The organism is Aliiglaciecola lipolytica E3 (assembly GCF_000314975.1).
Classification (GTDB): domain Bacteria; phylum Pseudomonadota; class Gammaproteobacteria; order Enterobacterales; family Alteromonadaceae; genus Aliiglaciecola; species Aliiglaciecola lipolytica.
The window spans coordinates 72,552-87,013 of record NZ_BAEN01000064.1 but is presented as its reverse complement, the minus strand read 5'-3'; the positions used below and the strand labels follow the sequence as shown (position 1 = coordinate 87,013).

Below are 14,462 nucleotides of genomic sequence, written 5' to 3'. Positions count from 1 at the left end.
TCCGCCTTGCTTTTTATATTCAATATATGGAACGTTTTAAGAGGCTACATCAAATTGATTCATCGTGTTGTCTTCACCTGCTGCTTTTAGAGCTTGCTCACCACTGAAGTATTCTTTGTGGTCATCCCCTAAATTAGACCCGGCCATAGCCTGATGTTTAACACAAGCTAATCCTTGACGCAGTTCTTGACGCTGCACACCTTTAACATAGGCAAGCATGCCTTCGTCACCAAAATAACCTTTCGCTAAATTATCGGTAGATAAGGCAGCTGTATGGTAAGTGGGCAAGGTAATTAAGTGGTGGAATATGCCGGCTTCACGAGCAGCGTCAGCTTGGAAAGTGCGTACTTTTTCGTCTGCTTCCTGGGCTAATTGACTGTCATCGTATTTTACTTGCATAAGGTCAGCGCGGTTGTAATCACTAACATCTTTACCTTGCTCTAACCAGCTATCAAAGACCTGTTGACGGAAGTTAAGCGTCCAGTTGAATGACGGTGAATTATTATAAACAAGCTTAGCATTTGGCACGGTTTTGCGGATTTCGTCGACCATCGCGCCAATTTGTCCAACATGCGGTTTTTCCGTTTCAATCCAAAGTAAATCCGCCCCATTTTGTAGCGACGTCACGCAGTCTAGTACCACGCGGTCAAAACCGGTGTTATCTTTAAATTTAAACAAACCATTTGGTAAACGAATAGGCTTCACTAATTTACCGTCTTGGCGAAGTGCTAAATCACCGTCTTTTAATTCGTCTACTGAATTAATTTCGGTTGTATCTAGAAATGCATTGTACTGCGAAGCCAAATCGCCTTCAGAAGTCGATACTGGTATCTTTTGGGTAAGCCCTGCGCCTAACGAATCCGTTCTGGCGACTATTACGCCATCATCAACACCTAATTCAAGAAAGGCGTAGCGCACAGCATTAATTTTGGCTAAAAAGTCTTCATGTGGCACAGTTACTTTACCATCCTGATGGCCACACTGTTTAGCATCTGACACCTGATTTTCAATTTGAATACAACACGCGCCTGCTTCTATCATTTTCTTAGCTAATAAATAAGTTGCTTCTTCGTTACCGAAACCTGCATCTATGTCAGCAATAATAGGTACGACATGTGTTTCATAGTTATCGATTTTAGCTTGAATCTCCGTTGTGTCTTGACCTGATGCTTTGGCCGAATCAAGCGCTTGAAATAGCTCCCCTAGTTCTTTAGCATCGGCCTGGCGAAGAAATGTGTATAGTTCTTCAATTAACGCAGGAACGGATGTTTTTTCATGCATCGATTGATCAGGTAACGGCCCAAATTCAGAACGCAACGCGGCAACCATCCAACCAGATAAATAAAGGTACTTTTTATTTGTGCTACCTTGATGCTTTTTCACAGCCAACATTTTTTGTTGACCGATAAAGCCGTGCCAACATCCTAATGATTGTGTGTATTGGCTGCTGTCTGCATCATAGTCTTGCATATCTTGACGCATGATCGCTGCTGTATATTTCGCAATTTCCAATCCAGTTTTGAAACGATTTTGCGCTTTCATTCTAGCCGCATATTCAGGATTAATCGCATTCCAACCAGAGCCATTTTGTTGGCATAATTGCATTACGGCGTTTAGGTCATTTTGATATTGAGACATCATTTTTTCCTTCTCTTTTCTAGCATGTGTAGGGTACTGATGGCTAGTGTATATTTGTGTCAAATACATATAGACATCTGGTATCGATTCACCTGATTATTATTTTGTGTCGATGTAATTATCCTAGACCGCTCTTTAAGATAAGCAAAACGTATATTAATGATTTTCAAAATAGATTTGGTGAATGATTGTTTGCTAATTACCACCAAATAACGAATTAAGTCTAAAAATTGCTGGTACTTTTATTCCCCATCATTAGTTTTTCGCGCTATCCTTCGTAATAAGATTTAATCACTTGTATCCCTTATGTCAGGAATTTTAGCGTCAGTAGATCAGCGAACTCAATTGGTAGGAGAGAACCGATTAGAATTGCTTATGTTTAAATTAGGCACTCGACATACATTCGCAATTAACGTATTCAAAGTTAGAGAAGTGATCACTGTCCCTCATTTAAACAAAATGCCTGGGTCTCACGACAATTTAAAGGGAGTAACTAATTACCGAGGCACCTCTATTCCCATTATTGATCTGCGTCAGGCAATTAAATTACCAAAAACAAAAAGTGAAAAAGGCAGCAACAATGTCATTATCACTGAATATAATCGCTCCGTGCAGGGATTTTTAATCGGCGATGTAATGAGTATTGTCAACACTTCATGGAGTGATATTCAAGCTCCTCCCACTGCAATTGGAAAAAATAATTATTTAACCGCAATCACGCAAATTGAAATAAATGGCCAAAAAGAAATTGTTGAAATAATTGATGTTGAAAAAGTGTTGGCTGAAATTATTGAATATGACATACATATCTCAGAAGAGATTTTAGATGAAGAAGTTGTCAGACATTTACATGGCCAAACAGTATTGGTGGTTGATGATTCAGCAACTGCACGATGGCAGATTCGCGATACGCTAAAACAGCTAGGTATTAATATTATTGAGCGTCGCGATGGTTTGATGGCGTTAAAACTACTGCAAGAGTGGGCAGGGCAAGGGAAAAATATTAATGAGCAAATATTGATGATGTTTACCGATGCTGAAATGCCCGAAATGGATGGTTATCGATTAACAGCTGAAGTCCGTGCCGATAAGCGTATGAGTGATTTGTTCATTGCTTTAAATACATCATTAAGTGGTAGTTTCAACGAAGCCATGGTGAAAAAAGTCGGTTGTAACCGTTTTATCTCAAAGTTCCAGCCTGATTTATTGGTTGACGTCGTGCAACAAAGAATGCGTGAAAAACTGCAATCAAAAGAACATCAATAAACTCTACTAACGATTAATTTCCGCGCTGTAATTATTACTTAATTGGATTTCTACTATCTAGATGTCATTCGTCCCATAGATTTGTGAAACGCCAAAAAATGCGTTTATCCATATTAAATATCACGTATTATCTGAACAGAATTTTTTAGTCTAAATTTGGAGATAGAATGAAGTTGCTTTCAGCAGTTGCATTGTCGCTAGTTGTTTCCTTAGCACATGCGGAAAATGGAAAACCTAAAAATATCATAATGGTTGTCGGAGACGGTATGGGACCGGCCTTCACAACTGCTTATCGTTATTATGCAGACGATAAATCGTCCCCCACGATCGAGCAGACAGTATTCGATAGACATCTAGTTGGTATGGCAAGCACTTATCCTGCGAGAGTTAGTGGCTATGTTACTGATTCAGCTGCCGGTGCGACTGCATTGTCGGCTGGGATAAAATCGTATAATGGCGCTATCGGTGTAGATGAAAATAAACAATCTGTTAAAACCGTACTTGAACAGGCGAGACAAAATGGTTTAAAAACCGGTGTTGCGGTGACATCACAAATTAACCATGCGACCCCAGCGTCTTATGCCGCTCATAACGAAAGCCGTCATAATTATGATGCTATTGCAAATAGTTACTTTGATGACAAATTAAATGGTCAATTTGTTTTAGATGTCATGTTGGGAGGTGGTTGGAAGTATTTTATTCGTGAAGACAGAAACCTGGTAGAGGAATTTAAATCTGAAGGGTATCAATATATTGATAACTTGGACCAACTTGACACACTTAAACCTGGCCCAGTACTCGGTCTTTTCGGCGATAGTGGCATGCCATGGGCGTTGGATATGCAAGATAAACCTCGTTTGCCTGAGATGGTCAAAGCGGCCGTTAAGCAACTCACCAACGATAAAGGATATTTCTTACTGGTAGAAGGGAGTCAAATAGATTGGGCTGGACACGGTAATGATGTTGCTTCTGCTATGGCTGAAATGCATGATTTAGCATTAACACTGGAATGGTTAGAGCAATATGTGCAAGAAAATCCAGATACCTTGGTTGTGATTACCGCAGACCACAGCACTGGCGGTTTTACGTTAGCTGCTAATGGAGATTACCAATGGGATCCAGATCCGGTTAAAAACTTAAGTATGTCATTAACTTCTTTGGCGAAAGAAATGAGTGCGAGTAAAACTCCCATTGAAACAGCCGAAGCGGCATTAGGTTTTGAACTAAATGATACTGAGAAATCGTTACTTCAAAATGCAGATTTTAAAGATGTTAAAGCACTTTATGGTCAGCTAAAAGGTCTATTGGATATTCGTACAAATTCAGGATGGACGAGTTCTGGTCACACTGCGGTTGATGTTCAGATATTTGCTATGGGCCAAGGTAAAGAACACTTTGAGGGCTTTATGGATAATACCGATATTCCCAAAATAATTTTTGAAATGATGGAATCTGAAAAGTAACTCTGGTTATTCGATAGCAGTCAAATTGCTTGCCGATTTGACTGCTAACTTTCCAAAATACTCAAGCTTGTGTAAGCCAAACCCCCTTATCAATAAGCCAGTTGCATCGTTACCCTTCCTCTTGAATGAAAGATAAGTAATCTTCTCCAGTGAGTTTTTTCATTTGCATAATCAAATAGGCTAAAGCTGAAAAAAGCATGATTAAACTGGGTACCATTATGACCGGATAGCTCAGTGCTGTCATGCGACCTAATTCTTCAGTGTAAGCTGTTGTACCTGGTTCACTTACTAAAATCACTTTCGCTAGTACGTAATTTAGAAACGAAGATAAAAAGAAAGAAGCAGCAACTATGTATGAGCTAATCGTAATTTTACGTTCAAATAAAGCGCTGTTTTGCTTTTTCATTAATGCTTCATTTAGCGCATCCCAATTGATCACATTTTCATTTAAGATCAGGATTTTTACCAAAGAACGATTAGTATATTGGGAAATCAACACGGCGATACCCAATACACCTGGTATGGCTGCTTCTTTTATCGCAATGTATTCGGCTGGCAGTTTGAGTAAAGTAATGCCGCCCGTGAGAATAACGCTAACAATCCCTAAAATAGAAAAGCCATTTACTTTGCCTGATTTCTTTAAATCCCAAAGACCATAAACGATAGGGAAGGCCAACGCACACACAACACTCCAAGCTGGGCCTAAATATTCTTCGCCACTGAGGTTGGATAAAATCAAAACAGGAATGACAATGTTAAAAGCAAGATTGCCTAAAAAACCATTATTTTGTTTTGGCTTTTTTAATTCGTTTTGTGCTGCTGCGTTTTCGGGTTGTTTATCCATGAATTCTTGAACTGTTTATTTTAAACTGATATCAAGTATAACGAACTCGATGTCGATCCACTACGCATTTAAACCCTAAAAACGGAACATAGGTGGGAAAAATGCCACTTATTTTGCCCATAACTTTGCTGCGCATAAACCAGCAATGAATCCAAATAAATGTGACTCCCAAGAAACAAACGCCTTTGATGGAAGAACACCAAAAATCAGGCTGCCATAAAAGAAAGCAACAACCAATGAAATGATGATTAATTTGATCCGCCCAGAAATGAGTCCACCTAATAATAAAAATCCCAAATAGCCGTAGATTATGCCGCTTGCACCAATGTGCATAGCAGGACGGGCAAGCAGCCACACTAAAATGCCAATACTTAAGATTAGATATAGACTAACCACAATGTAGGTCTTTTTACCGTACTGCATTACCAGTAAACTGAATACGCCTAAGGTCACTATATTAGATAGGAAGTGGGTTATGTTCCCGTGTAAGAAGGGGCTAAATATTATTCCTCGTAGTCCAAATAACTCGCGTGGGTATAAACCAAATACATTTAAACTTCGGCCCATCACAATATTGATAATTTCTATCGCTACTAAAAATCCCATCAAATACATGACAAATTTTAATTGGGATGAAAAAGAAGTAGTCCTTGTTGGCATTAATTTTACCCTAAAATAATATGCGGAAGATAACGAGACATATCCTGAGTAATCAATGAGGTATCTTCTCGAACAGAAATTCCAGCTGCTTTATCATCGACCAACCAAGAGCCAATTAATGTGTAGTTGTCATCGAACTTGGGGAGAGGGTGAAATGCTTGATAAATGAATCCTTCTTCACCATATGGGCCTTGTGCTTCTAACACTGTTTCACCTTTATCAAAAATGCTGACGTTCGCGCCTTCACGAGAAAAGATTGGCTTCTTGACTATTTTTTGATGATCACAAAGATGAAGTTCATTTTCGAAAAATGAAGGTAATAAATTGGGATGACCTGTAAACATCTTCCAAAGCATTGGCATCAACGCTTTATTGGAAAGAATACTTTTCCACAAGGGTTCAATCCATGTTGTATCTGAACTCACTACAAAATCAGCGAATTCTTCGCGCTGCATAAACTCCCATGGATAGAGTTTAAAAAGCGTACTTATTTCCTGGTTTTTTAAGTTAGTGAACCTGCCGGATTCTCCTATGCCAATATCTTCAATAAACACGAATGGTGCTTCAATTCCAGATTCTGCAGCACAGTCTTGTAGGTATTGTACTGTTCCTCTATCTTCAATGGTGTCATGGCAACAAGCAAAATGAATCTGATCAGTGTGGTAATGTTTGGCAATCTCATCTAGTCGTCTAATCAACTTTTCTTGTAACGAATTGAACTGATCAGAGTGCCTAGAAAGCTGGTTGTTATCGACTAAATCCTGCAACCATAACCATTGCCAGAATCCAGATTCATAAAGGCTGGTAGGGGTATCGGCGTTATTTTCGAATAGTTTTGCAGGTCCACTGCCGTCGTACGCAAAATCGAGTCGGGAATACAATGAAGGATCGTGATTTTTCCATGAATCCTTTACGGGCTGCCAAAAAGGCTCTGGGATTTTAAATGCATTTAGCAGTTCTTCATCATTCACAACCTTGTCTACCACTTGCAGACACATTTGATGAATTTCTTCGCTAGGATCTTCTAAATCTTTTTCAATTTGCTGCAACGTAAACTGGTAATAAGCCGATTCATCCCAATAAGGTTCACCATACATGCTATGGAAAGTGAACCCGAAATCTTTTGCTTTTTGTTGCCAGTTTTTGCGTGGTTCGACAGGCATTCTAAACATCTTAATCCTACTGGCGTTTTTGCTTAAATGAGTTGGAGTGAATTAGCCACCCCAGCCGCCTTTAGTGCCACTTTTACTACCCCAACTGGATTTCGCCCGCACGGTACTGCCAAATCCACCGCGTTTAATGGTGCGAGTAACCGCTGGCTTAGGTTTGAATGCGTCAGGTCTAACTTTATAATTACGTTTACGCAAATCACCATAATCATATCCACCGGCACCAATCCATCTATAGCGATAAGATGAGTAGGGTGAATAGGAGGTAAACATCGGTTGATACTGGTAGCGGTTAGGTGATAACAGGTTACTTATCATATAACCCGCCATAAAAGGCATAAAAAACGAACCTGAGTTGCGTTGGACATGTTGACACTGATTAGGGCCAAATTCACTTTCACAATCTTGTTGTGAATTATATTTGGGACCGGTTCGTTCAGCTTCAGCTAAGGCTTCTCGATATGCAGATTCACAAATTTGAGCTTGCTCTGGATTATCATTGACACAATCCTGGGCATTTGTATAAATTGTTGCTTCCTGACGATTATCTGCGCAGGCCGCTAAAAAAACAGATGCGATACCTATAGCCAATGGCTTGGGAGAAAAATGCTTACGCATTCTATTGAGATTGATTTGTTCACTACGTTTACGGGTCATGCTCGATACTCCTTAATAGGTCATACAGGCCGCATTTAATAGACCAATACCAATTGACATCGAGGCGAGCATTATACCTGCGGAAACTTCTTGATTATCAATTCTCTCTGCAATCGCCGGCATAAACGTAAAGCGCAAAATTAAAAATGCCAATATTTGTGCAATCAGTGCGATGAGTCCCCAAATAGCGAAATCAACTAACGCAGCAGAGTTCGTTACAGCACCGGAAAGTGCAATACAAAATCCTACAATTGCTCCACCAAATCCAATCGCAGCTGCGGTGTTTTTATCTTCTTTAACTAACTTCCATTCGTCTTGCGGAGTGACCCAAGCATAAGCAATTTTAAATACAAACAGCAGAACGAGTGAAACCACAAAGTAAATTGCAAAATTACTCAATCCTGAAATTGATTCTTGAATAATGTCCATTAACGTTTCCTTATCAGTATAAATTTATAAGAATTAATATATGAATTAGATTAACCGTTTATTTTAATATCAGCGGGTAAAATATCGAAACCAGTGCTTATTACAAGACAGCGATCATGATTGTTATTGACAATTTTTTCTTCAGCACAAACCAATAAGGTTTCACATGCATCATCATTTATTTCACGCTCATAAAGCATAACGAATTGGTCCGTTTGGCTCGTATCTCCATCAAGCTCAAAGGTTGTTTCGGTCATGGCAACTGGTGGAGATTCATCACCTACCGCGTTCCAAACTCGTTGAAATAACGTGTTTTCGATTTCATATTGAGGTTGAGAAACTTGTTGCTTAATTAAATTTTGCCATTGAGTGTCAGTGCCAACAGTTTGGGTATCATAAAAGTACCACAGCTTGACATCGGTAATGTGGTTTTCTGTATCTCCACCATCTAATACCACCTGCAAAAACGCGTCATCGTCGGTATAAAAGCGCAAAATTTTACCGCCAGTATCTAAGTGTGCCTCGCCAACAGCTTGTATAAGGTGCTGCCTTGCTGCGCCCTCAATAATCAACTGTGATTCAATCAGTCTCAGTTTTAGATCATCTAATTCAAATGAGCCACCTAAATATAATCCCATTATTTCAGGGGTTTTGGGCTTGGAATTTTCTTCTTTCTTGCTAAACCATTTTGAAAACATGATTCCTCCGCCGCGAGCTTATTGAGTTTCTTCGACAGCTAATGCTTGCCAATTAAAGTGTTTGATGCGCTGCTGGGCAATATAAAATAGTTTGAATTTAGGCTGGATAATTACATCAAAATTGGGATTTAAGGTAACGGTTGCGGGAACTGTTGGCTCAATAAAACCTATAAAGGTTGCATTATAATTTCGTTTTAAGTCAAGAAATATAGTTTCCACGGAAATGTTAGGTGCGCTTTCTGGGACTTCGATTGAAAATTGCGCCTGTCCTTCCTGAACGGTAAGTAAATCGTGTTGCAGAAGACTAGAGCCGGGATCAAATGCGGATTTTGCCAACATTTCTACAGCGACACTTGGGGTACATTCTACATTCGGACAGTGTGTTTGTAGTAAATCCACTAACGATTCGTCTTTAAAATAGGCTATCAAGTGGCCTTGTTGATTACGCTTACTGCAGTATAAAGAAGTCGTCATAGTGACATCATCTTCTTCGTTATCCATGACAATGACCGCCGCTTTAGCGACACATGCACGATCCATTTCTTCATCATTGTTAAAGGAGTTAACTTTTACAAACTCAATAAGATCAGGCATTGGATTATTAATATCGGCCTTAGCGCACAACACTATGTCTGGTTTATTCTCAGTTTCGGCCCGTTCTTTAAGTAACATGTTTAACAGGGCAATGGTACGTTGCCCATTCCAACCAATCACGAGAACATGATTTTCAAGATCTAATGGTTTCAAACCTTTCACTCCTTTTTGCCACTGCGAGGATACCCAAGCTGCTACACGGCCTAACACTAACGCAAAAATACTGAGTCCCATCGGGATTACGTAAAATGAAACAATATATTTACCGCTACTGGTTACAGGAGACATGTCTCCGTATCCGACTGTTGAGCCAGTCACGACTAGCCAATAAATAAAGTCATTGATGTTGAGCAGTGCCTCTTCACCCGCGGCAAAAAGCATCAGCCAAGTGCTAATACCGTAAAACAAAAGCGCCAGTACAATACTGTACCAGCGCATTTCTGAAAATACTCGAGTGAGAGCTTGACGTACTTTTTGAAATATAATCATTCAGTTAGCTGGCCAAATTATTGGCCTAAAATACGTTTTAATTCATCATCGGCAGAGCTTTTTCCACCTTTGATCCCGGCTTCTGCCAAGCGTTTTTCCAAGTCACTGCTCGCATCACTTGAGGCTAATTCTTCTGCTGCTTCAAGCTCTGCACTGCGCATTTTCTGTTTATCCTGAATGCGACTTAAAGATTCCGTAGCTGTTTTCATTTTACTATTCGCGCCCATATGGCGTGATGACACAGCGACTTGAGCTTTTTGTACTGATTCAGTTGCTTTGACCATATCAACCTGTTGCTCTAAACGCTTTAGGTTAGCCTTGGCCTGGTCAATGTTCTTCGCAAGCTGCTTTTCCGACTGTGTAAATTGATCTAAAAACTCTTGTTCAGTTTCCATCTCAGCAGTCAGGTCTGACACCTTTTGTGCGCAGTCTAAGGCTAATTGACGATCTGAATCGACCGCTTTACGCGCATGTGCTTCATATTCAGCTATGGATGTTTTCAAGCTGTCGACTTTTTGTTTAGCGAGCTTACATTTAGCTAAAATTTGAGTTCGCGCATGATCTGATTTTCTCAATTCTTCTTTTGCATCCCGAATTTCCTGTTCAAGAATGCGGATAGCCTGACTATCTACAACCGACTGAGCAGCTTCTGTAGCTCCACCTTTTACGGCCGTAATTAATTTTCTCCAAACCGACATAAGATTCTCCAAATAAGTAAATTGCTAGTGCAAATGTTCTTGATAAGCGTCTAAAAAAGCAGCCACATTATGAAACAAAGCATCTAATTCAATTTTGACGCTTTCGGCTTTTGACTGTGAGCTAAGTGCACCAAACGCTGTGTAATAGTCTTGCTCGGCAACTTGGGATATCCCAATGGTCGTAAGCGGAAATAACATGTGAGTCTTTAAAATCTCTTCATTTAAAGCCGCTTTATCTTTAACTTCTGCACTTGAAAATAAAATTGATTCAATAATTATTTGCTCACCACTTAAGGCTAACCACGCATCTAATCCATCTCCATTACCAATCAATAAACAGTTATTTTCACGGGTGACTACTAAGTTATCGTTTTCTGTAAAAAGGGTCTCAAGTTGATCAAGGTCCCAAGTCATGCCTAATCTCCTGTCAGTGTTATGACTATAGTATGTTACCTTTGTTAACGAAAAAACATGATCAGTTCAAATTGAATTGTAAGTTTTTTTGCAACGGCTCGAATTGTACTTACAAAAGTTTTTTAATGTCAAACTTTATTTTCTCTATTTGTTGCGTATAATTCATTTTTGTAAAATATAATTCACAAAACTAAATTTATTTGGCTGGATGAAACGTGAGCAAAATACAAGACAATGCCAGTTGGCGGCAAGTGGTACAGCGCATTATTAAGGCGGAAATGTCAAAACGGGGCGTTAAATACCAAGATTTAAGCGATCGCTTGAACACAATAGGTATTTCACAAAGCGCGGATAACTTAAGAAACAAAGTTAATAAAGGCATTTTAGGGGCGGATTTGTTATTGCAAATCATGTATGTTTTAAATATGCGTAAAATAGAACGCGAAGAAATTATCGAGCTTTTTGCAGACATGCAAATTAGTTTAGATAATGAAAACTAAAATATAACGTTTAGTGTTCAATATATTCGATAAAAAACAGACAAAAAAAAGCCCAGCAAAGTTGCCGGGCTAAAGCATGTTTAGGAGAAACATCGAATTACTTAAGGTGTATATAATTTATACTATGTAAAAATTATCACAACCAAAAGCAGGTATGGATAAAGCATTGCAGGTATATTTTTTAATACGTAAAATGATTGGCAATAATCTACTTTTAGGCTAACCGCAAGACATGAAGCTTTCAGATTTTCACTTTGATTTACCAGAACATTTAATTGCTCGATATCCCACGGAACAAAGAACCGCCAGCCGTTTGTTGTGTTTGGATGGCAAGACAGGTGCGCTAAATCATACGCGTTTCTCATCTATTCTCGATTTAATAGAAGTAGGTGATTTACTTATTTTTAATAATACCCGAGTTATCCCAGCCCGTTTATTGGGAAAAAAATCTAGCGGTGGGAAAGTGGAAGTGTTGGTCGAGCGCATATTGGATGATAAAACGGTGTTAGCGCACGTGAAATCGAGCAAGTCTCCAAAGCCTGGAGCTCAATTAATTTTGGAAGAGCAGATACAAATGGAAATGGTGAAACGCCATGACCAATTGTTTGAATTGAAAGTTTTGAATGATGAACCTGTGTTGAGCTTACTTGAACAGTATGGTCACATGCCGCTTCCTCCTTATATCGACAGACCTGATGAAGATTCTGACAAAGAAAGGTATCAAACGGTTTATTCAGATAAACCAGGTGCAGTAGCAGCACCTACAGCTGGCTTGCATTTCGATGAGCAAACATTAGAAGCGTTAAAGCAAAAAGGAATTAACATTGCCTTTGTGACGCTGCATGTGGGCGCTGGCACATTTCAGCCTGTGCGAGTCGATAATATTTACGAGCACCATATGCATTCAGAATATGCTGAAGTGCCCCAAGACGTTGTGGATGCTATAGTCCAAACCAAAGCGAATGGCAAACGCGTCATTGCTGTAGGGACAACCTCAGTGAGGTCACTTGAATCGGCTGCGGCCGCGACAATAAAACAAGGAAAGCCTCTGGCTCCGTTTTTTGAGGATACTGATATTTTTATTTATCCGGGATATCAGTTTGAGGTTGTTGACGCCATGTTAACGAATTTCCATTTACCAGAATCAACCTTAATCATGTTGATCAGCGCCTTCGCAGGAAGAGAGAACGTAATGCATGCATATCAAGATGCAATTGCCAATGAATATCGCTTTTTTAGTTATGGCGATGCCATGTTTATTGAAAAATCTTAAGTACATAGTCAATAAATCAAGCTTCACTCCTTTTATATCCGCTAACAATACAAACTTTCAGGCTGAAATCACCTTTTGATGATTTCAGCCTGAGCATTATTGCTTTATAATCCCCGCTGTTTTTTCAGCACTGGACTGTTTTCCGGTACGCAGAAATATAAAAGGTTAATAATGAAATTTGAATTAGATACAACCGATGGTAAGGCACGCCGCGGTAGATTAGTGTTCGATAGAGGCGTAGTGGAAACACCGGCCTTTATGCCTGTGGGGACATACGGAACAGTAAAAGGCATGACGCCTGAAGAGTTAGATGAAACCGGTGCACACATTTGTTTAGGAAATACCTTTCATTTGATGTTGCGTCCGGGGACTGAAATCATGAAGCAGCACGGTGACTTGCATGATTTCATGCACTGGGATAAACCCATCTTAACTGACAGTGGTGGATTTCAGGTATTTAGTCTAGGTGATCTGCGTAAAATTACTGAAGAGGGTGTTACGTTTCGTTCACCTATCAATGGTGAAAAAATTCTTCTTACTCCTGAAAAGTCGATGGAAGTACAGCGTGACCTCGGTTCTGACATTGTCATGATATTTGACGAATGTACTCCTTATCCTGCGACAGAGCCTGATGCGCGCCGCTCTATGGAGTTATCACTTCGCTGGGCTAAGCGCAGTAAACAAGCTCACGAAGGTAATCCTTCGGCATTATTCGGTATTATTCAAGGCGGAATGTATGAAGGATTGCGTGATCAATCATTAAAGGGTCTTGAAGATATAGGATTTGATGGTTATGCCATTGGTGGTTTATCAGTTGGCGAGCCTAAAGAAGATATGATCCGTATTTTAGATCACACGGCTGACAAAATTCCTGCTGAAAAGCCCCGGTATTTGATGGGCGTTGGAAGACCAGAAGACATTGTCGAAGCGGTAAGACGCGGTATAGATATGTTCGATTGTGTTATGCCTACGCGAAACGCCCGTAATGGCCATCTGTTTGTGACCGAGGGTGTAATCAAAATTCGAAATGCAAAACATAAGACCGATATCGGTCCTTTGGACGAAAAATGTGATTGTTACACTTGTAAAAACTATTCACGGTCATATCTACATCACTTAGACAAATGCAATGAGATACTAGGTGCAAGGTTAAACACTATTCACAACCTGCGTTACTATCAACGCGTAATGCAGGGGTTACGTGACGCAATTGCTGAACAAAAACTAGATCAGTTTGTTGAACAGTTTTACGCACAAAAAGACATGCCGGTACCGGCTTTATAACTAAAAATATAAGAGGAATTTATGAGTTTTTTTATTTCTAATGCTTATGCTCAAGACGCCGGCGCACAAGGTGGTGGTTTTGAAATGCTAATTTTGTTGGGTGTTTTTGGCTTGATATTCTATTTCATGTTGTATCGCCCACAGGCTAAACGTGTAAAAGAGCATAAAAATCTTGTTGCCTCAATAGGTAAAGGTGATGAAGTTCTTACTCAGGGCGGCATGGTTGGTAAAGTGTCTAAAGTTTCTGAAGAGAAAGACTTTATCGAAATTTCATTAAATGACAATACTAATATTGTGATTCAAAAAGGTGCAGTGACAGCTGTGCTGCCTAAAGGCACAATGAAATCAATATAACTTAATTGAAACTGGCAAACATAAGTTTGCCT

The 14,462-nt window shown here is 39.6% G+C and carries 16 protein-coding genes; 6 read left to right on the top strand and 10 right to left on the bottom strand.

The window, feature by feature from the left end; genetic code table 11:
• Nucleotides 1-36 precede the first annotated feature (36 nt).
• Nucleotides 37-1,638: an isocitrate lyase gene (locus tag GLIP_RS16150; protein WP_008845741.1), complete on the bottom strand. Its 1,602-nt coding sequence runs from the start codon at nt 1,636-1,638 to the stop codon at nt 37-39.
• Between the two features lie 306 nt (nt 1,639-1,944).
• On the opposite strand from GLIP_RS16150, the gene GLIP_RS16145 reads away from it, so the two are divergent.
• Both GLIP_RS16145 and GLIP_RS16140 read left to right on the top strand, forming a co-directional pair.
• Nucleotides 1,945-2,904, top strand: coding sequence for a chemotaxis protein CheV (locus GLIP_RS16145; RefSeq protein ID WP_008845740.1), 960 nt, complete (start codon nt 1,945-1,947; stop codon nt 2,902-2,904).
• Between the two features lie 167 nt (nt 2,905-3,071).
• Nucleotides 3,072-4,367 (top strand): alkaline phosphatase, encoded by a 1,296-nt coding sequence (locus GLIP_RS16140; protein ID WP_008845739.1) that lies wholly within the window; start codon nt 3,072-3,074, stop codon nt 4,365-4,367.
• A gap of 109 nt (nt 4,368-4,476) precedes the next feature.
• Here the strand turns inward: GLIP_RS16140 and GLIP_RS16135 are convergent, their stop codons facing one another.
• From GLIP_RS16135 to GLIP_RS16095, 9 genes are all read right to left on the bottom strand, one after another.
• Entirely contained in the window at nt 4,477-5,211 is a 735-nt protein-coding gene (locus tag GLIP_RS16135) for a VC0807 family protein (RefSeq protein WP_008845738.1), read from the bottom strand.
• A 108-nt stretch (nt 5,212-5,319) separates the two neighbouring features.
• Nucleotides 5,320-5,871: a rhomboid family intramembrane serine protease gene (locus GLIP_RS16130; protein WP_008845737.1), complete on the bottom strand. Its 552-nt coding sequence runs from the start codon at nt 5,869-5,871 to the stop codon at nt 5,320-5,322.
• 5 nt (nt 5,872-5,876) lie between these two features.
• A complete protein-coding gene (locus tag GLIP_RS16125) occupies nt 5,877-7,043 on the bottom strand; it encodes a glutathionylspermidine synthase family protein (protein ID WP_008845736.1) in 1,167 nt (388 codons plus the stop codon).
• Between the two features lie 42 nt (nt 7,044-7,085).
• Nucleotides 7,086-7,697, bottom strand: a complete 612-nt coding sequence (locus GLIP_RS16120; RefSeq protein ID WP_008845735.1) for a DUF1190 family protein — start codon at nt 7,695-7,697, stop codon at nt 7,086-7,088.
• A gap of 12 nt (nt 7,698-7,709) precedes the next feature.
• Nucleotides 7,710-8,126, bottom strand: a complete 417-nt coding sequence (locus GLIP_RS16115; RefSeq protein ID WP_008845734.1) for a DUF350 domain-containing protein — start codon at nt 8,124-8,126, stop codon at nt 7,710-7,712.
• Nucleotides 8,127-8,176: 50 nt separating this feature from the next.
• Nucleotides 8,177-8,824: a YjfK family protein gene (locus GLIP_RS16110; protein ID WP_008845733.1), complete on the bottom strand. Its 648-nt coding sequence runs from the start codon at nt 8,822-8,824 to the stop codon at nt 8,177-8,179.
• Between the two features lie 18 nt (nt 8,825-8,842).
• Nucleotides 8,843-9,907 carry a potassium channel family protein gene (locus GLIP_RS16105; RefSeq protein WP_008845732.1) on the bottom strand — a complete coding sequence of 355 codons (1,065 nt, stop codon included), beginning with the start codon at nt 9,905-9,907 and terminating at the stop codon, nt 8,843-8,845.
• A gap of 17 nt (nt 9,908-9,924) precedes the next feature.
• Nucleotides 9,925-10,605: a PspA/IM30 family protein gene (locus GLIP_RS16100; protein ID WP_008845731.1), complete on the bottom strand. Its 681-nt coding sequence runs from the start codon at nt 10,603-10,605 to the stop codon at nt 9,925-9,927.
• A 24-nt stretch (nt 10,606-10,629) separates the two neighbouring features.
• Nucleotides 10,630-11,019, bottom strand: a complete 390-nt coding sequence (locus GLIP_RS16095) for a DUF2170 family protein (protein ID WP_008845730.1) — start codon at nt 11,017-11,019, stop codon at nt 10,630-10,632.
• 215 nt (nt 11,020-11,234) lie between these two features.
• On the opposite strand from GLIP_RS16095, the gene GLIP_RS16090 reads away from it, so the two are divergent.
• The 4 genes from GLIP_RS16090 (at nt 11,235) to yajC (ending at nt 14,430) form a co-directional block, all read left to right on the top strand.
• On the top strand, nt 11,235-11,519 hold the full coding sequence (locus GLIP_RS16090) for a DUF6471 domain-containing protein (RefSeq protein ID WP_008845729.1): 285 nt from the start codon (nt 11,235-11,237) through the stop codon (nt 11,517-11,519).
• A 232-nt stretch (nt 11,520-11,751) separates the two neighbouring features.
• A complete protein-coding gene (gene queA, locus GLIP_RS16085) occupies nt 11,752-12,792 on the top strand; it encodes a tRNA preQ1(34) S-adenosylmethionine ribosyltransferase-isomerase QueA (RefSeq protein ID WP_008845728.1) in 1,041 nt (346 codons plus the stop codon).
• A gap of 171 nt (nt 12,793-12,963) precedes the next feature.
• The gene (gene tgt, locus GLIP_RS16080) at nt 12,964-14,076 is read left to right on the top strand and encodes a tRNA guanosine(34) transglycosylase Tgt (RefSeq protein WP_008845727.1); all 1,113 of its coding nucleotides are present in this window, start codon (nt 12,964-12,966) and stop codon (nt 14,074-14,076) included.
• Nucleotides 14,077-14,097: 21 nt separating this feature from the next.
• Nucleotides 14,098-14,430, top strand: coding sequence for a preprotein translocase subunit YajC (gene yajC, locus GLIP_RS16075; protein WP_008845726.1), 333 nt, complete (start codon nt 14,098-14,100; stop codon nt 14,428-14,430).
• Nucleotides 14,431-14,462: the final 32 nt, after the last annotated feature.

Coding starts and splice junctions, on each gene's coding strand:
- GLIP_RS16150 (WP_008845741.1), bottom strand. CDS start 1,638: ATGTCTCAATATCAAAATGACCTAAACGCCGTAATGCAATTATGCCAA.
- GLIP_RS16145 (WP_008845740.1), top strand. CDS start 1,945: ATGTCAGGAATTTTAGCGTCAGTAGATCAGCGAACTCAATTGGTAGGA.
- GLIP_RS16140 (WP_008845739.1), top strand. CDS start 3,072: ATGAAGTTGCTTTCAGCAGTTGCATTGTCGCTAGTTGTTTCCTTAGCA.
- GLIP_RS16135 (WP_008845738.1), bottom strand. CDS start 5,211: ATGGATAAACAACCCGAAAACGCAGCAGCACAAAACGAATTAAAAAAG.
- GLIP_RS16130 (WP_008845737.1), bottom strand. CDS start 5,871: ATGCCAACAAGGACTACTTCTTTTTCATCCCAATTAAAATTTGTCATG.
- GLIP_RS16125 (WP_008845736.1), bottom strand. CDS start 7,043: ATGTTTAGAATGCCTGTCGAACCACGCAAAAACTGGCAACAAAAAGCA.
- GLIP_RS16120 (WP_008845735.1), bottom strand. CDS start 7,697: ATGACCCGTAAACGTAGTGAACAAATCAATCTCAATAGAATGCGTAAG.
- GLIP_RS16115 (WP_008845734.1), bottom strand. CDS start 8,126: ATGGACATTATTCAAGAATCAATTTCAGGATTGAGTAATTTTGCAATT.
- GLIP_RS16110 (WP_008845733.1), bottom strand. CDS start 8,824: ATGTTTTCAAAATGGTTTAGCAAGAAAGAAGAAAATTCCAAGCCCAAA.
- GLIP_RS16105 (WP_008845732.1), bottom strand. CDS start 9,907: ATGATTATATTTCAAAAAGTACGTCAAGCTCTCACTCGAGTATTTTCA.
- GLIP_RS16100 (WP_008845731.1), bottom strand. CDS start 10,605: ATGTCGGTTTGGAGAAAATTAATTACGGCCGTAAAAGGTGGAGCTACA.
- GLIP_RS16095 (WP_008845730.1), bottom strand. CDS start 11,019: ATGACTTGGGACCTTGATCAACTTGAGACCCTTTTTACAGAAAACGAT.
- queA (WP_008845728.1), top strand. CDS start 11,752: ATGAAGCTTTCAGATTTTCACTTTGATTTACCAGAACATTTAATTGCT.
- tgt (WP_008845727.1), top strand. CDS start 12,964: ATGAAATTTGAATTAGATACAACCGATGGTAAGGCACGCCGCGGTAGA.
- yajC (WP_008845726.1), top strand. CDS start 14,098: ATGAGTTTTTTTATTTCTAATGCTTATGCTCAAGACGCCGGCGCACAA.